Origin of the sequence: Xanthomonas euroxanthea (assembly GCF_903989455.1) — a bacterium.
Classification (GTDB): Bacteria; Pseudomonadota; Gammaproteobacteria; order Xanthomonadales; family Xanthomonadaceae; genus Xanthomonas; species Xanthomonas euroxanthea.
In genome coordinates this window covers 4,445,563-4,460,575 of the sequence record NZ_LR861803.1, presented here as the reverse complement: position 1 = coordinate 4,460,575, position 15,013 = coordinate 4,445,563, and the positions used below count along the sequence as shown (strand labels likewise).

Below are 15,013 nucleotides of genomic sequence, written 5' to 3'. Positions count from 1 at the left end.
CTTCCGATAATCCGATTCTCGATTCTCGATTCCCGATTCCAATCCCGAATCCCGAATCCCGAATCCCGAATCCCAGCTAATCCATTCCCTTGACCAACTGCTCGGCGCCCTTGCGGATACCCGCCTTCGCAGCGTCGTAGGCGCCCAGGCTGGCCTTGATGTTCATTGCGCTCGGGTACTGTTTTTCGACGTAGGCGGCGAGCAGGCGGTTGCTCTGCGCGTCGAAGATTTCCACCGCGTAGCTGACCGAGCCGGAAAACGCGCCTTCCTTGCCGCGTGCGGCCTGCACCGCGTTATAGGAACCGCCGCCCAGATCCACCTTCATGAAGGTGCCCAGCACCCGCTTGCTGGGTTTGGCACCGGTCAGGCTGATGCGCACGCGCAAGGTGTCTCGATCGGCCACTGTCGCGCGTTGCCAACGCTGCCCGATCGCATTGCCGAACTCCTGCTGCATGTAATCGGCGAGCATGCGTCTGTCCTGCTCGGGCACGTCTTCGAATTGCGCGTCGGGACCGCGATAGATGCTGACCGGCTCGATCAGTGCGGCGCGGTAGCGTGTCCAATCCACCGCGCCCTGGTAGGCGTACGGCATGCGGTCACCGCGGCTGCCAACGTGCGGGCGCAGATAGCTTGAAGATGGCAACTGGCTGTACGGCATCGGGCGCGTACTGGCACAACCGATCAGCGTCACGCCGACAACCAGCAGCGCGCAGCAACGGACAAGGGAATGCGACGACATGGGCAAATACCTGGAGAGGAAGCAGATAGGGACGAGCACGCGCGAGCGGGGCCGCGCGCTCAATGCATCAGATAACTGGCCACCGCCAGCGCAAACACCACTGCGGCGGCAGTGAACAACACACCGCCGTTGGCCCAGCGCTGCAGCCGGCGTGCCTGGCGCGCGCTACGGATATCCGGCAGTGCGCGCCAGATGTCGCGATTGCGCGTGCCTGTGCGGCCACAGCGGAATTTGCGTAGTGCCGCGTTGGTGACGGCGGCAGGGATGACGCTGTCGTTGGCGGCCGCGTGCGGTGCCAGCAGCGCGACGGCGGCGGGGACGAGCGGGGTGGAACGGATCGAGTTGACCATCACCAGGCATCCTGGATGCATGCGGTGAGTGCACTGTAGGCAGTGGGTGTTGGAAACTTATTGGCTTGGGCGATAACGACAGGCGATAGTCGATAGGCGATCGCCGCGCGCCGCCTGCGTTCAGCCAGTGCGGCGCACGCCTTCGCCGGCGAACACCACGCGCACGCACAGGCCGCGGCCCTGGTGGCCTTCGCAGGTTTCGATGGTGGCCGCGTGCAGGCGCGCGATACCGGCCACCAGCGACAGCCCGATCCCGCTGCCTTGCACCTGGCTGCCGGCAACCCGGTAGAAGCGTTCGAAGATGGACGCCTGGGCGCTTTCCGGCACGCCCGGGCCGTCATCGCTGACCTGCACGAACGGATGCAGCGCATCGGCGCGCAGGCAATAGCCGCAACTCACTTCCACCGTGCCATGGAGGCACCCATAGCGGATGGCGTTGTCGACCAGATTGCGGATCAGGATGCCCACCGCATCCACGTCGCAACGCAGCAGGCACGGCGATGCCTCCACCTGCAGAGTGATGTGGCGGGCGTCGGCCTGCACGCTGAATTCGTCCAGCACATGCGAGATCAACTCGCCCATGTCCACCTGCCGGTACGCCGCCGAACTGATGCATGCATCCAGCCGCGCCAGATCCAGCAATTGCGCAGCCAGCCGATTGCTGCGCCGTGCGGTTTCCAGCAGCTGCTGCAGCGCCGCGTCCTTGGCCTCCAGCGTGGGCGCACGCAGCGCGACCTCGGCATAGGCATGCAGCGCAGACAGCGGCGTGCGCAGTTCGTGCGCCGCATCGGCCACGAAATCGCGCTCGGCCTGCACGGTCTTTTCCACGCGGGCCAGCAGGGAGTTGAAGGAGCCGATCAGCGGGCGAATCTCCTCCGGCACCTGCGCCAGCGGCACCGGTTCGGTGTCCAGCCCGGTGCGCTGCGCAATGGCGCTGGAAATGGCGCGCAGCGGCGCGAGCGCGGTGCGTACCGCCCACCACACGAGCAGGCCCAGCACGCCCAGTTGCACGGTGTTGAGCACCATCGCAATCAAGGTCTGCTTGAAACTCATGCGCGAGGACACATTGCCGCTCGACGCGTGCGCGTCGAGCGCAGCCTGCGGCTCGGCTTGCGTATCGAAGCGGTGCTCCAGCGCGTCGGGCAGGGCGCCGATCAGCTGGTCGCCGAAGATGTTGAGTTCCTGCTCGAACACGCTGTGATGGCCCTGGGTGACCAGGGCGACCAGGATCCACAGGGAGGTGCACCAGCTCAACAACACGATTGCGGCCAGCGCCGCCAGCATGCGCGCCTGCAGCGATTTCATTCCGGTGCCTTGCCGACCATGTAGCCCTGGCCATACACCGTGGAGATCAGCGCATCGCCCAGCTTGCGGCGCAGCTGGTGCACGTACACCGCAATCATGTTGCTGCCGCCTTCGCACGGGCCGCCGTAGACGCCTTCTTCCAGTTGATCCCTGGTGACCACGCGCCCGGCGCGTTCCATCAGCGCCAGCAGCAGGCGGTATTCGTGCGCGCTCAGCGCCACCCACTTGCCGTCGCGGGTGACCTTGCGGCTGCTCGGGTCCACGCAGACATCGCCCTGCGTGAGCAGCGGCACCACCCGGCCCTGGCTGCGCCGGGTGATCGCACGCAGCCGCGCCATCAGCTCGTCGAACTGGAACGGCTTGACCAGGTAGTCGTCGGCGCCGGCATCCAGGCCGCGGATGCGGTCGGTGAGCTGCCCGCGTGCGGTCAGTGCGATCACCGGCGTGGCGTCGTAATGGCCGCGCATGAAGCGGATCACCGTCAGCCCGGATTCGCCCGGCAGGCCGATATCCAGCAGCACCGCGGTGTAGCGGTGGTCCACCAGCACGGTCTTGGCGGCGTTGGCGCTGCCGACGTGGTCGATGGTCCAGGACTGCTGGCGCACGCCATCGCAGATCGCGTTGGCCAGCATGGTGTCGTCTTCGACAAGGAGCAGGTGCATAGGTGTTCCGCCGGGCCCGGGGCCAGTCCGAGATCGGCAGCACTGTCGGGGATGGTCGTTAGGCAAATATTAGTGCATGGCCAACGGCCGTCGCAGGGCGGCCGGCGGCCCGCCCTGCGCGCAAGGCCCCGCCCGGGCAACGCGCGGGTCAGTGCTGCAGGATGGCGCGCAACGCCTCGTCCAGGCGCGCATAGCGGAAGCGGAAGCCGGCCTCCAGGGCGCGTTGTGGCAGCACGCGCTGACTGATCAGCAGCAGCTCGGCCATCTCGCCAAAGCCCAGTCGCAGCAGGCCGGCCGGCAACGCCAGCAGCGCCGGGCGATGCAGCACGTGGGCCAGGGTGCGCGCGAATTCGGCATTGGTGACCGGGGTTGGTGCGGTGGCGTTGTAGGCGCCGCCCTGGCCGTGGTCCAGCAACCACAGCAGCAAGGCCACCATGTCGGCACGGTGGATCCAGCTCATCCAGTGCCTGCCATCGCCGAACGGGCCGCCGCCACCGAAACGGAACGCCGGCAGCATGCGGGCCAGGGCGCCGCCGTCGCGGTCGAGCACGATGCCGGTGCGCACCCAGCTCACGCGCGGGCCGAGTGCGGCGATGCTGGCCGCCTCGGCTTCCCAGTCGCGGCACAGCTGCGCGGAGAAATCGTCGCCGGCAGGGTCTGCCTCGGTCAGGACGCTGTCACCACGCTCGCCGTAATAGCCCACCGCCGAGCCGGAAATCAGTACCGACGGGCGCTGTTCGGCCGGCTGCTGCGCGATCCAGGCATGCAGCTGGCCGGTGATGCCCAGGCGCGAAGCCCGGAAGCGCTGCTTGCGCGCGTCAGTCCAGCGACCGGCAGCCAGCGGTTCGCCCGCCAAGTTGATGACCGCATCGGCCCGCACCCCGTCCAGCGTGTCCACCGCGGTCATGCCGGGCAGGCTGCGCCCGGCGCGGCGCGGGTCGCGGGTCAGCACGCTGACCTGGTGCCCGGCCTGCAGGAGTGCCGGACACAAGGCCTGGCCGATGAAGCCGGTGCCGCCGGTGATGAGCAACTGCATGGGGACACTCCTGCGCCGAATCGATGCGGCACGATAGGCCAGCGCTGCCTGCTGCAGGGTGAAGTCGCTGCCGCATGCGTGGCGGTCGCCGCGTGGCGCCAGGACGGCGGCCGGGCGGACAGCGCGCTCGATCGGCAAGGCCCAAACGCCAACGCGCCGGACAGGCCGGCGCGTTGGATGCTTGCAGACGGTGCGCCAGGCTCAGCGCGAGGAGGACACCGCGTGGGCCCGCTCGAAGTGCGCCGACACCACGCGCCGGCTTTCTTCCAGGTGCTGCTTGACCGGCGCGCTTTCGGCGGCGGGCAGCAGTTCGGCATCGATGATCTTGATGGTGTCGCCGTGGTCGCTGACCATCGTGCGCATGAAGGCATTGCGGTAGGCGTCTTTGCCATCGGGCAGGGTCGCGGTCTTTGCCAGTGCGTCCACTGCCGCCTTGCCCTTGGCGCGCATGGCATCGGCACGGGGGCTGTCGGTGGCACCCAGCGCCTTGCTCTTTTCCAGGTTGGCTTCGTGGTCGTGCAGCAGCTGCTTGGCGAACGTATCGGTCGCACCGCCCAGATCCTGGGCAATGGCCTGCTTGGCCAGCGCGATCTCGTTTTCATCCAGCGCCACCAACACGCCGAGCACGGCGGCGTCGCCCTTGGCCAGTTCGGTGGCACCAGTCCCGGAGACCGGTGCAGCAGTCGGTTCGGGTGACACTGCCGGCGCAGTCCGCGACGCATCGCCGCCGGGGCGGTCGCAGGCGGTAAGGGACAGCATGGCGAGGAGCGATGTCGCGACAAGAAGGGATTTCATGGAGGTCCTGGGAAGAGGCGGCCAACACTGCCGACGGTGAAATGCAAAGGAGCCGCTACGCGGCTCCGGTGATGCGTGGATCGGTGCCTGCCGATCAGGCCAGCTGCGGTTGGGCGACTGCGCCAAGGCCCAACGATCTGGCCGGCGTGCGCACCGTATCCTGCGCGGTGCGGCACACGCGCGCCATGCGTGCGGTGCGTTCGCGAATCAACGCGTGTTCGCTGGCCGGGGCACTGCCCAGCAAGCTGGCGACATGGAAGCCTAGGATGTCCTCCGCGCGGTCGCCCTGGTCGCTGACGATGTGCGGAACCAACCGCTCCAATCGCTCCAGCTCCTGCTGCACTTGATACGGGGTTTTCATGATGCTCTCCAATGAGGAACGGTCTTGCTCAACTATTGCGGTTGCCTAACCGCTGCCAGCAATCGGTCGCCAACTGCTCGTAATTGGACTGCGTGCTGGATGAAATGAAGTGATGCTCCAGGCGGTCGCGAAACAGGCGCAGACGTTCCTGATCGCTCGAACGCGGTGCCTGCAGATAGATATCGCAGGCCATTTTCACCACCGGGGACAATTCGCTGAACTTGCCTGCGCCCAGGTTGCCCTGCGCGTGACGCGCCTGCCAATGCGCGATTTCGGCCTGTACATCGATGACGGATGGGTCTCTGCTCATGACTTCGCGTGGTCCGGGTTAAACAAACTTGACACGCAGGGTAACCGTGGCTGTGTCAACGGATGATCATCGAACCCGACTATTGGCCGAATCGCAGCAGCGCGTGCTTAACTGGTCAGCTTCGTTTGCGCCGTGACATGCTGCGCATGCAGGTCGTGTCGTCTGCAGCGTGCATCGGCAATTTAAGTCATAGCGCAGCGGTGAGCACCCGTCAGCAATCGATTGCATCCTTTCGTAAGGTCTACGTTCGGCGAGTTCCCATTGCCACGTGTATCGGGCGATCGTTGCGATGATGTCGGGACAAACATGCGCGCAATGCCGCAATTTACGGAAGATTCTGAATCGTTCCACACTTGTGTAACGTCTGATGCTTAGGATGTGGGATGACATGATGGAGATGAGAGTACTCAGGATGCAGGACAGCGAAAGCAGTCGTAAGCCGCAAGCCGCCAGCGGCACCTCGGAAGCACGTGTGTGGTGGCATGCCTTGGTGGAGTTGCGTGGGGGACGTGTCGCCATCAGCTTGATCGTCGTCCTTGTGATCGTGTTTGCGTTCTATCTGACCTTGAAGTAAGCCGGGTTCTTCCGGCGCCGGCGTAGCGCTGCATCACCGACTGCGCGGGTTTCAACTGCTTGAAAAGCCAGCAACGGCACGCGGTTCGACGCTGCCAGGGGAGACGTGATGGCGCACAAGCAGTATTGCCAGGTCGTGGGGCATGTCACTCGGCCGGTGCCTGAGGATGGTCATGAGCGTGCCACGCATGCGTGGGTCTGTCGCGAAATTGCACGGCTGCTGGACGTGCGCGGCGCAGGGCATCGTGCCGCCTCCGGACCCATGGTTGCCGAGACCGTGTTTCATGTGCCCGATGAAACTCTGACGTCGGAACAGGCGCATGGACTCGGCATCGATGACGCTGCCGACTTGCTGGGCGGCATCGTGCCGCATGCCTTCCTGGCAACCAAGGTGATCGGCCACCCGCTGATTGCCGAGCAGGCAGCCAGCGTCCCAGGATGGAACCAGGCACTGGCCACCGCGCTGATTCCGGCCACGTTGGCGGGCTATACGGTGTTTTCGCGCACCGATGCCCTGCGTGCGCTGCAGGCCCTGCTGCCGGATGGCGGTGTGCGACTCAAGCTGCCGACCGGCGTGGGCGGCAACGGCCAGTGGCGTATTGCCGATGCAGCGCAACTGACGCAGGTGCTGGACAGCTTGCCGGAGGACTATCTGGGCACGCATGGTGCGGTCCTGGAGCGCAATATCCTGCAGCCGGTGACACATAGCGTGGGCGAGCTATGCGTTGCCGGCGTCCAGATCGCCTATTACGGCACCCAATGCAGCGTGCGCAATGCGCAGGGCGAGGACGTCTATGGCGGCTCATCGCTGCATGTGTATCGCGGATCGCTCGAAGCGCTGGCCGTGACGGCGCTACCGCCCCTGCAACAGCGTGTGGTCGCGCAAGCCTGCAGATACGATCGATTCATCACTGCTGCCTATCCTGGGTTGCACATCTCGCGGCGCAACTACGATGTGGTCAGCGGCGACGATGGAAGGAACGGTGCGGTCTGCGGCGTGCTGGAGCAATCCTGGCGCGTCGGCGGCGCCACACCGGCCGAGCTCGCCGCGATTGGCAGCTTTCAGGACGATGCCAACCTGCGCTGGGTGCATGCATCCACGCACGAGATCTATCAGGGCGAACCGCCCGCAGATGCGCAGATCTACTACCGCGCCGAACGCCCCGGGCCGGGTCCGCGCTTCAAATACAGGAGGGTATCCACCACGTAATGGAAGCCAAACTTTCCAGCATCCAGATCCCGGTCGACCAGGACGAACTCAGTGGCACCTTGCTCACGCCCACCGGCATTCCCGCCGTGCTGTTCGTGCATGGCTGGGGCGGTAGCCAGCATCACAGCCTGGTGCGCGCGCGCGAAGCGGTCGGCCTTGGCTGCATCTGCATGACCTTCGACCTGCGTGGCCACGAAGGCTATGCGTCCATGCGCCAGAGCGTGACACGCGCGCAGAACCTGGACGACATCAAGGCGGCCTACGATCAGCTTGCCGGCCTGCCGTATGTCGACCCGCAATCGATCGCCGTGGTCGGGCTCAGCTACGGTGGCTACCTGTCCGCCTTGCTGACGCGCGAACGCCCGGTGGAATGGCTGGCGTTACGCTCGCCTGCGCTGTACAAGGACGAGCATTGGGATCGCCCCAAGGTCAGCCTCAACGCCGATCCGGAATTGATGGATTACCGGCAGCGCGTGCTGACCCCGGACGACAATATCGCCTTGGCGGCCTGTGCCGACTACAAGGGCGATGTGCTGCTGGTGGAGGCGCAGCACGACGTGATCGTGCCGCATCCGGTGTTGCGCAATTATGCCAATGCCTTTGTCAATGCGCGCTCGCTGAGCGCGCGGGTGATTGCCGGTGCCGATCACGCATTGAGCATCAAGGAACACCAGCAGGAATACACGCGGACCCTGATCGACTGGCTGACCGAAATGGTGGTCGGCCGGCGCATCGCCCTGGCCAAGGAAGTGGTGGCCGCACGCAAGCAGATGCTCAAGCAGCAACAGGGCGATGCAGTGTCATCGCCCGGGCAGGGCGCGCGCGAATTTCGTGGCGACATCCGTGCCGTGGAAAACAGCTCCAGCTGAGTCGTCCACGCAACGAGGTCAGCGTCCCCGTTGATGCTTTCGATAACGAAGAACGGGCCCATCGGGCCCGCTCTTTTTCACACATCAGCGTGGCCTGGTGCCAGGCCGCGACACCTCAGACGCGCGGGTCGGTCGGATTGCGACGTGCAGCCTGATCGTGATTCTCCGAATCGAAGGCTTCGCGCACGGCATGCTTGGCCTTTTCCCAGCTCAGGCGCGAGTTGGACTTGAAACGGTCCCAGCCATCGCCCAGATCGCGTTCCAGATGGTCGTCCCACTGGCGGCCGACATATTGCTGACGTGCCTGCATGCCGTAACGATAGGCAGGGCGATAATCGTCGTAGGAATATTCGGCGTCGCGATAGCTCGCGCTGTCGAAACGGCCTTGGTAATGCGTGTCGCCCTCGCGATAGACGCTATGCGTGCGATCGGCACGCTCCCAGGCATCGCGCGCGGCAAGGCGTGCCTCTTCCCATTCCAGGCGCGATTCGCCGCGATTGCGCGGCCATTCACCAGCCAGCGTGGCCTCGGTTTCTTCCCAGGTGCTGGTCGGACGTGTTTCGCGCGCCTGCAGACCAAAGCCGTAGACGGTGGCGTAATCGCGGTCGTAGTCAGTGCCTTCCTTGTAGTAAGGACGGTTCTGGTGTTCCTGACGCCAGTATTCGGTTTCCACCGTGGGGTCCAGGCGCTCGGCCACGCCCTTGCCGGCTGCGGCGCCGGCCACCACGCCAACCGCAGCGCCGATCAGCGTGCCCAGCGGACCGAACACGGTGCCGGCCAGCGCACCGGCAGCAGCGCCGCCTGCGATGCCGCCCACACCCACACCGACCGGATGCGAACCGGGTGTACCGGAGATCGGATCACGGTTCAGATCCTGCGCTTCGGCCTTGCGTTCCTGCTTGTCGAGAGGGGTGTCGTGGTTGCTCATGTCGTCTCCGTGTGCCTGTAGGTGCGTCTGTCGAGCAGATCGCGAACGTGGCCCACCTTGGCCAGCCAGGAGTGAAACGCATGTGCTTGGATGTGAGCACCACCGCGACAAGACTGAACTGTGCATTCGCCGCCATGGATGAGGCTGGTCGGTAGAAGATAGACGTACGACCGTATCGCCTAGCAGGCGTTTGGATGCCTTTGAAGACAAACAGGCACTGCCGATGTTTCAGCGCTCGCCATGTTCGGTTGTCTGCGCAAAACGCGGCATGTGCCGATCTCCATGCACAGGCGCTTGCACGCACCTGGCGTGGCTATGCACGCGGACTGCGCCACCTTATTGCGCGCAGGTCATTGACGCACCGACAGCGCATGCGTGCGACTTGATGCGTAGGCAACCAGCCAGGCGTATCGATCGAAGCGAGCATGCGTCACCGGTCAACGCGAGACAGACCGGTGGCTTTCCAGCGTCAAGCCACGCTCACCCGCCGTGCGTGCCCAAGGTGCGTGCACCGGTGAGTATCATGCGCAGCATCTGCGAGATCTGCTCGATCAGTTCGGGGTCTTTTTCCGGCGGCGAGTCCATCGCCACCGCACCCATCGCAAACACCAGCCGGGTGATCGCCTTGGACACCAGCGCCGGCGCATGCAGCTTGGCGTTGTCGGCGGCGGCCAGGCGGATCAGGTCCACCCGCAACTCGTCTTCGAAATAGCTGAGCTCACGCTCCACCGCCTGCTTGAACGCATCCGAGCCCACCGCACCTTCGCGCAGCAGCACGTGCAGCAACTTGTCGTCGGCGCGCAGCTGTTCCATGAAGGCTTCGACCGACACCCGGATGACGCTGCGGTCGGTGGAGGTGGCGCGCTGACGGGCCTGGCCGATGATGGTGCGCAACGAACGCCCGGCCAGATCGATCAGGGCCACTGCCAGTTCGTCCATGTCGCGGAACTGGCGATAGAAGCTGTTGGGCGCGATGCCGGCTTCGCGGGCCACTTCGCGCAGGCTCAGCGTGGACAGGCTGCGGTGTGGTCCGATCAGCGACAGTGCCGCGGCGATCAGATCCTCACGTGAAATCGCCGGCTTGCGTGACGGCGGCGCGTCGTTGGAAGGCAGGGCGATGGAGGTCATGAGGCGGTAGCCGGGCGTGGGCCTGAATCATAGCTCCTCTGATCGATATACAACTGTATACACGGCTGTGCATGCATGCGTATAGTGCAATCCATGAACCTGGCATCCGACCCCAAGTCCAAGTCCCCGTTGCCGACGCGCCTGGCGCGCCGGCTGGTGTCGCCGCAGTTGTTCGATTTCTGGGCAACCCGGCTCAACCCTTTGTGGACCCTGGAACGGCCAATGGCCCGCCTGGTCGCGCGCACGCCGGCCAGCCGCGACGCGGTGACCCTGGTGCTGCGGCCCAACGGCCACTGGCAGGGGCTGCAGGCCGGCCAGCACGTGAGCCTGGGCGTGGAGATCGACGGCCGCCGCCTGCTGCGCAGCTACAGCCCGACCGTGCTGGCCGATGGCCGCCTGGCGATCACCGTCAAGGCGATCGAGGGCGGGCTGGTCAGCCGCTACCTGGCCGGCGATGCGCCGATCGGGACGGTGGTGTCGCTGGATCCGGCCTTCGGCGACATGCTGCTGCCGGCCGCCCCGACGCCGCTGTTGCTGCTGGCGGCCGGCTCGGGCATCACCCCGATGCGCGCGCTGCTGCAGGCCGCCGCGCAGGCCGGCATGCCGATGGACGTGGACCTGCTGTACTGGGTGCGCCAGCGCGACGAAGCCTGCTTCGTCGAGGAATTCGAGGCGATGGCCGCCGCACATCCGCGCCTGCGCGTGCGCCTGCTGACCACCCGCGAAGGCGCCACGCCGGCTGCGCGCATCGATGGCTACTCGCTGGAGCAGGTCGCCGATCTTTCCAGCCGCCACGTCATGGTCTGCGGCCCGGGCGGCTTCGTGCAGGCAGCGCGCGCGCGCCTGCAGGGCCGCGTGGCCGCGTTCCAGGCCGAAGCCTTCAGCGTGCCGGTGCTGGACGACGGCGAAGCCGGTGAGGTGCAGGTCCAGCTGTCACGCAGCGGCCGTACGCTGACCCTGCCGCGCGGCCAGTCGCTGCTGGAGGGGCTGGAAGCGCAAGGCCTGCGGCCGAAGCACGGTTGCCGCATGGGCATCTGCAACAGCTGCGCCTGCGCGCGCCAGGCCGGCACCACGCGTCACCTGTTGACCGGCGAGCGCAGCAACGAACCCACCGCACAGGTCCGCCTGTGCATCAGTGCCCCGAGCACTGACCTGATCCTGGATCTGTAAGGAACCCTCATGAGCCGAGTCCACAACCGCGCCCTGTCCGCTGCCGAACTGCAGTCCTTCGGCGACGAGCTCGATGCCATCCGCGCCCGCGTGCAGGCCCAGGTCGGTGCCGCCGATGCGCGTTACATCCGCCGCATCGTGGCCGCGGTGCGCTGGACCGGCGTGGCCGGACGCGCGCTGCTGTTCCTGGGCGCGTTCGTGCACAGCGTGCTGATTCCGGCGTGGATCGCCGGTGTGGTGCTGCTGACGCTGTCCAAGATCCTGGAGAACATGGAGCTGGGCCACAACGTCATGCACGGCCAGTACGACTGGATGGGCGACCCGCAACTCAACGGCAACACCTACGAGTGGGACATCGTTGCCACCGGCGACAACTGGCGCAAGACGCACAACTTCAAGCACCACACCTACACCAATGTGCGCGGCATGGACGACGACATCGGCTACGGGCTGCTGCGCATCTTCCCCGAGCAGCGCTGGCGCCCGTTCTACCTGCTGCAGCCGTTCATTGCGGTGGTGTTCGCGTTGCTGTTCGAATGGGGCGTGGCGATCCAGGACCTGCGCCTGGGCCGCTGGTTCGCCGGCAAGATGAAGGCGGCCGAGTTGCGCGCCTCGTTCCTGCCGGTCGGCCGCAAGATCGGCCGCCAGATGCTCAAGGACTACATCGTGTTCCCGGCGCTGGCCGGCCCGTTCTTCCTGACCGTGCTGCTGGGCAACCTGGCCGCCAACGTGCTGCGCAGCATCTGGACCTTCGTGATCATCTTCTGCGGTCACTTCACCGCCGATGCGGAAGTGTTCCCGAAGGAGTCGATCCGCAACGAGTCGCGCGGTCACTGGTACCTGCGTCAGCTGCGGGGGTCTTCGAACCTCACCGGCGGCAAGCTGATGAACGTGCTGTCGGGCAATCTGAGCCACCAGATCGAGCACCACTTCTACCCGGACCTGCCGGCCAACCGTTACGCGCAGATTGCGGTCGAGGTGAAGCAGATCTGTGCGCGCTACGGCCAGCACTACAACACCGGCTCGCTGCCGCGTCAGTTCGGCCAGGTGATGTGGCGGATCGTGCGGCATGCGTTCCCGAGCCGGCCCAGGCCGGTACGTCGCCAACGCGAAGGCGCCCTGCAAGGCGCCTGATCGAAAGGGCCGCCACTGGCGGCCCTTTTTCTTGTCGGGCCAGTCAGTCCGGCCTGGCGGCCACACGAGCGTGCGCCTGGTCGGCGTGCAACCGGCACAGGCGAACCGTCTTGGCCGCGAATCGAGCAGGCCGTGCGTGCATCCTGCTGATTGCCATGCCTGGATCGCCATGCCCGGTGGTCGACGACTCGCCGTCACGGCTCCACGTCGGTGTTGACGCCGTAGCGGCGCTGGTCAGTGCGCGCCGCCGCGCATCAGCGCGTGGTAGGCGATGAAGCCGGTGGCCGGCAGCGCGCGCGAGAACAGCCAGCCCTGCGCCAGGTCCACGCCGTGCGCGCGCAGATAGTCCAGCTGCTCCTGCCGTTCCACGCCTTCGGCGATGGTGCGCAGCTGCAGCGTCTTGGCCATGTCGATGATGTGCGAGGTCACCGCGCTGGTGGCCGAGTGGGTGCCGATGGTGTCCACGAAAGACTTGTCGATCTTCAGCGCATCCAGCGGCAAGCCTTGCAGGTACTGCAGGCTCGAATAACCGGTGCCGAAGTCGTCGATCGACACCGTGTGGCCGGCACCGCGCAGGTGGGTGATGGTGGTGCGCGCCGCTTCGATGTCCATCAGGCTGCGTTCGGTCGCCTCCACCCACAACTGTCCGCTGTCCACGTTGGTGCCATGCAGCGCCCGGGCCAGCACGGTCTGCACGCGGCCGCTCTTGATGTCGTCGGCGGAGACATTGATGGCCACGTGCAGGGAAGGGTCGGTCGCCAGGGTCGGGCCGAGGTCGCGGATGACTTCGGCTACCACCAGATCGGTGATCGGCAGGATCAAGCCGCTCTCTTCGGCCAGCGGGATGAAGGCATCGGGCGGGATCAACACGCCATCGGGTTGCTGCCAGCGCACCAGCGCCTCGGCACCGACGCAGGCGCCGGTGTCGAGCGCGATGATCGGCTGGTAGTGCACCACGAACTCGTTGCGCTGCACGGCGATTTCCAGCCGCGCCAGCGGCGACAACCGCCGCCGCGAGACCCAGATCACCAGGCTGACCAACAGCAGCGCCAGCGCGATGCCGACCGGTACCACCTGCAGCCGTGCAGCCGCCAGCGGCCCGCGCAGATACGCCACCGGCTCGGTGACGACCGCGGCCCAGTCGCCGCGGCGGTCGCGGCCGGACAATGCCTGGGCGTCCGTCCCGGTGCCGGATGCAGCGGTCGGCAGCGCGATCAGCAGCTGCTCGGCGGCGGTGCCGGTGCTGCTCAGTATCTGGCCGTCCGGCGTGCCAATCGCCAATTGCAGGCCGGGCGGCAGATTGATGTCGGTCAGCGTGGTCGGATTGATCAGCACGTTGTAGTCCCGCAACTGCAAGGCCATCAGCGGGTGGTGCGGATTGGCCAGCGGGCGCAGCCGCGTGGTGACTGCGATGCCGCGCTTGACCACGAAGTCGGCAGCGGTGTGCGCCACGACCTCCGGCGATGGGCCCCACGAGGTGCAGCGCAGCCGGCCCTGCTGGAGGTAGCCCAGTTCGACGATGTAATGACTGGCCAGCACCAGCGCGCGCATCTGCGCCAGATGCGGTTGGGAACACGGCTGCAGCGGCGATGCGCCCATGCTCAAGAGCGCACCATGTGCCTCGTCAAAGGCGGTTTCGGTGCGCCGGATCGACAATGCCGCGAGTTGCGCGAGCTTGCCTTCCTCGCGGTCCAGCGCCAGCCGCCATGCCAGGTAGTAGGACAGGCTGATCGGAAGCGTTGCGCACAGCAGCACCAGCAACACGGTCACACTGATGATGCGTTGACGCTTCACCTCACCACCCACATCTGCGGGGAGGCGTGCTCACGCACGACAGCCCGCGCAGGGCAGCGCTGACATGCATCGCCCCACGAACGGCGCGGCGTAGTTGCGCCGCACGCGGGCATGCCGCGGCAAGACGGTGGAGAGAGTGACGGTGGACTGATGAGGCTGCACGTCGCGAATGTACGACAGACGCGTGGGTTGCGCGCGTCCGCGGGGCGAAGCGGATGTGATTTTCTGCAAATGATGGTGCCTGGCGCCGTGGCAATCGGCCTCGTCAATGGATTCACGCGCCTGCACCAGACGGCGCGCTAGGGTCGGGTCGTCTGTGCTCCCGCGTGGGAGCCGCGGCGCCATCCGGCTCCGTGCAAGGCACTCTCCCTGGAGGAATCACAATGACAACGCAGAAAGAACGCGTCGGCGGCACCGATGCAGTGCCGATCTTCAAGATGCAGGAAACCACCCGCGATGGCGAGCTGACCAAGTACGTGGTCGGCGACACCGGTGTTGCCTTCGACAGCCTGGAAGGCGCGCAGGCTGCGGCCAAGGATCTGGGCACGCTCAACGGTTGAGTCGGGCTGCAGTCCGGTCTGCGCAGTCGTTCAATGCCGGAGCGTCGGAGGCGCGGATAGGTCCGAGGGCGCGTGCCCTCACTGCTTGC

The 15,013-nt window shown here is 66.1% G+C and carries 17 protein-coding genes; 6 read left to right on the top strand and 11 right to left on the bottom strand.

The annotated features are described in order from the left end of the window. Window positions 1-76 precede the first annotated feature (76 nt). From H7A86_RS18655 to H7A86_RS18620, 8 genes are all read right to left on the bottom strand, one after another. Window positions 77-739 (bottom strand): DUF3313 domain-containing protein, encoded by a 663-nt coding sequence (locus H7A86_RS18655; protein WP_119131640.1) that lies wholly within the window; start codon window positions 737-739, stop codon window positions 77-79. Between the two features lie 59 nt (window positions 740-798). After that, window positions 799-1,089: a hypothetical protein gene (locus H7A86_RS18650; RefSeq protein ID WP_119131641.1), complete on the bottom strand. Its 291-nt coding sequence runs from the start codon at window positions 1,087-1,089 to the stop codon at window positions 799-801. Between the two features lie 120 nt (window positions 1,090-1,209). Then, the gene (locus H7A86_RS18645; protein ID WP_119131642.1) at window positions 1,210-2,394 is read right to left on the bottom strand and encodes an ATP-binding protein; all 1,185 of its coding nucleotides are present in this window, start codon (window positions 2,392-2,394) and stop codon (window positions 1,210-1,212) included. Next, window positions 2,391-3,056, bottom strand: a complete 666-nt coding sequence (locus tag H7A86_RS18640) for a response regulator transcription factor (protein WP_104584865.1) — start codon at window positions 3,054-3,056, stop codon at window positions 2,391-2,393. The genes H7A86_RS18645 and H7A86_RS18640 overlap by 4 nt, the downstream gene beginning before the upstream one ends. 148 nt (window positions 3,057-3,204) lie before the next feature. Then, complete coding sequence (locus H7A86_RS18635; protein ID WP_119131850.1) at window positions 3,205-4,092, bottom strand: TIGR01777 family oxidoreductase; 888 nt, start codon at window positions 4,090-4,092, stop codon at window positions 3,205-3,207. A gap of 201 nt (window positions 4,093-4,293) precedes the next feature. Further along, entirely contained in the window at window positions 4,294-4,887 is a 594-nt protein-coding gene (locus H7A86_RS18630; RefSeq protein WP_104584867.1) for a DUF4142 domain-containing protein, read from the bottom strand. A 94-nt stretch (window positions 4,888-4,981) separates the two neighbouring features. Then, window positions 4,982-5,248 carry a hypothetical protein gene (locus H7A86_RS18625; protein WP_164739212.1) on the bottom strand — a complete coding sequence of 89 codons (267 nt, stop codon included), beginning with the start codon at window positions 5,246-5,248 and terminating at the stop codon, window positions 4,982-4,984. Window positions 5,249-5,276: 28 nt separating this feature from the next. Further along, complete coding sequence (locus tag H7A86_RS18620) at window positions 5,277-5,558, bottom strand: hypothetical protein (RefSeq protein ID WP_104584871.1); 282 nt, start codon at window positions 5,556-5,558, stop codon at window positions 5,277-5,279. 397 nt (window positions 5,559-5,955) lie between these two features. Here H7A86_RS18620 and H7A86_RS18615 point away from each other — a divergent pair, with 397 nt between their 5' ends. The 3 genes from H7A86_RS18615 (at window position 5,956) to H7A86_RS18605 (ending at window position 8,210) form a co-directional block, all read left to right on the top strand. Then, complete coding sequence (locus H7A86_RS18615) at window positions 5,956-6,132, top strand: hypothetical protein (protein WP_164739817.1); 177 nt, start codon at window positions 5,956-5,958, stop codon at window positions 6,130-6,132. Between the two features lie 108 nt (window positions 6,133-6,240). Further along, window positions 6,241-7,341, top strand: a complete 1,101-nt coding sequence (locus H7A86_RS18610) for a DUF3182 family protein (protein WP_119131643.1) — start codon at window positions 6,241-6,243, stop codon at window positions 7,339-7,341. Beyond that, window positions 7,341-8,210 (top strand): alpha/beta hydrolase family protein, encoded by an 870-nt coding sequence (locus tag H7A86_RS18605; protein ID WP_119131644.1) that lies wholly within the window; start codon window positions 7,341-7,343, stop codon window positions 8,208-8,210. Before H7A86_RS18610 ends, H7A86_RS18605 begins: the two co-directional genes overlap by 1 nt. A gap of 115 nt (window positions 8,211-8,325) precedes the next feature. Here the strand turns inward: H7A86_RS18605 and H7A86_RS18600 are convergent, their stop codons facing one another. Together H7A86_RS18600 and fabR are read right to left on the bottom strand one after the other, a co-directional pair. Further along, entirely contained in the window at window positions 8,326-9,138 is an 813-nt protein-coding gene (locus H7A86_RS18600; protein WP_104584879.1) for a hypothetical protein, read from the bottom strand. Window positions 9,139-9,618: 480 nt separating this feature from the next. After that, the gene (fabR, locus tag H7A86_RS18595) at window positions 9,619-10,266 is read right to left on the bottom strand and encodes an HTH-type transcriptional repressor FabR (protein WP_104584881.1); all 648 of its coding nucleotides are present in this window, start codon (window positions 10,264-10,266) and stop codon (window positions 9,619-9,621) included. Between the two features lie 93 nt (window positions 10,267-10,359). Between fabR and H7A86_RS18590 the strand changes: the two genes are divergently transcribed. Both H7A86_RS18590 and H7A86_RS18585 read left to right on the top strand, forming a co-directional pair. Continuing rightward, on the top strand, window positions 10,360-11,436 hold the full coding sequence (locus H7A86_RS18590) for a ferredoxin reductase (RefSeq protein WP_119131645.1): 1,077 nt from the start codon (window positions 10,360-10,362) through the stop codon (window positions 11,434-11,436). A gap of 9 nt (window positions 11,437-11,445) precedes the next feature. Beyond that, the gene (locus H7A86_RS18585) at window positions 11,446-12,570 is read left to right on the top strand and encodes a fatty acid desaturase family protein (protein ID WP_104584885.1); all 1,125 of its coding nucleotides are present in this window, start codon (window positions 11,446-11,448) and stop codon (window positions 12,568-12,570) included. Window positions 12,571-12,804: 234 nt separating this feature from the next. Here the strand turns inward: H7A86_RS18585 and H7A86_RS18580 are convergent, their stop codons facing one another. After that, window positions 12,805-14,364, bottom strand: coding sequence for an EAL domain-containing protein (locus tag H7A86_RS18580; protein ID WP_119131646.1), 1,560 nt, complete (start codon window positions 14,362-14,364; stop codon window positions 12,805-12,807). 383 nt (window positions 14,365-14,747) lie between these two features. Here H7A86_RS18580 and H7A86_RS18575 point away from each other — a divergent pair, with 383 nt between their 5' ends. Then, window positions 14,748-14,924 carry a hypothetical protein gene (locus H7A86_RS18575; protein ID WP_010374782.1) on the top strand — a complete coding sequence of 59 codons (177 nt, stop codon included), beginning with the start codon at window positions 14,748-14,750 and terminating at the stop codon, window positions 14,922-14,924. Window positions 14,925-15,013: the final 89 nt, after the last annotated feature.

What these genes read in the sequence shown, in the direction of transcription:
- H7A86_RS18655 (WP_119131640.1), bottom strand. Translation starts at nt 739, where the DNA reads ATGTCGTCGCATTCCCTTGTCCGTTGCTGCGCGCTGCTGGTTGTCGGC.
- H7A86_RS18650 (WP_119131641.1), bottom strand. Translation starts at nt 1,089, where the DNA reads ATGGTCAACTCGATCCGTTCCACCCCGCTCGTCCCCGCCGCCGTCGCG.
- H7A86_RS18645 (WP_119131642.1), bottom strand. Translation starts at nt 2,394, where the DNA reads ATGAAATCGCTGCAGGCGCGCATGCTGGCGGCGCTGGCCGCAATCGTG.
- H7A86_RS18640 (WP_104584865.1), bottom strand. Translation starts at nt 3,056, where the DNA reads ATGCACCTGCTCCTTGTCGAAGACGACACCATGCTGGCCAACGCGATC.
- H7A86_RS18635 (WP_119131850.1), bottom strand. Translation starts at nt 4,092, where the DNA reads ATGCAGTTGCTCATCACCGGCGGCACCGGCTTCATCGGCCAGGCCTTG.
- H7A86_RS18630 (WP_104584867.1), bottom strand. Translation starts at nt 4,887, where the DNA reads ATGAAATCCCTTCTTGTCGCGACATCGCTCCTCGCCATGCTGTCCCTT.
- H7A86_RS18625 (WP_164739212.1), bottom strand. Translation starts at nt 5,248, where the DNA reads ATGAAAACCCCGTATCAAGTGCAGCAGGAGCTGGAGCGATTGGAGCGG.
- H7A86_RS18620 (WP_104584871.1), bottom strand. Translation starts at nt 5,558, where the DNA reads ATGAGCAGAGACCCATCCGTCATCGATGTACAGGCCGAAATCGCGCAT.
- H7A86_RS18615 (WP_164739817.1), top strand. Translation starts at nt 5,956, where the DNA reads ATGAGAGTACTCAGGATGCAGGACAGCGAAAGCAGTCGTAAGCCGCAA.
- H7A86_RS18610 (WP_119131643.1), top strand. Translation starts at nt 6,241, where the DNA reads ATGGCGCACAAGCAGTATTGCCAGGTCGTGGGGCATGTCACTCGGCCG.
- H7A86_RS18605 (WP_119131644.1), top strand. Translation starts at nt 7,341, where the DNA reads ATGGAAGCCAAACTTTCCAGCATCCAGATCCCGGTCGACCAGGACGAA.
- H7A86_RS18600 (WP_104584879.1), bottom strand. Translation starts at nt 9,138, where the DNA reads ATGAGCAACCACGACACCCCTCTCGACAAGCAGGAACGCAAGGCCGAA.
- fabR (WP_104584881.1), bottom strand. Translation starts at nt 10,266, where the DNA reads ATGACCTCCATCGCCCTGCCTTCCAACGACGCGCCGCCGTCACGCAAG.
- H7A86_RS18590 (WP_119131645.1), top strand. Translation starts at nt 10,360, where the DNA reads ATGAACCTGGCATCCGACCCCAAGTCCAAGTCCCCGTTGCCGACGCGC.
- H7A86_RS18585 (WP_104584885.1), top strand. Translation starts at nt 11,446, where the DNA reads ATGAGCCGAGTCCACAACCGCGCCCTGTCCGCTGCCGAACTGCAGTCC.
- H7A86_RS18575 (WP_010374782.1), top strand. Translation starts at nt 14,748, where the DNA reads ATGACAACGCAGAAAGAACGCGTCGGCGGCACCGATGCAGTGCCGATC.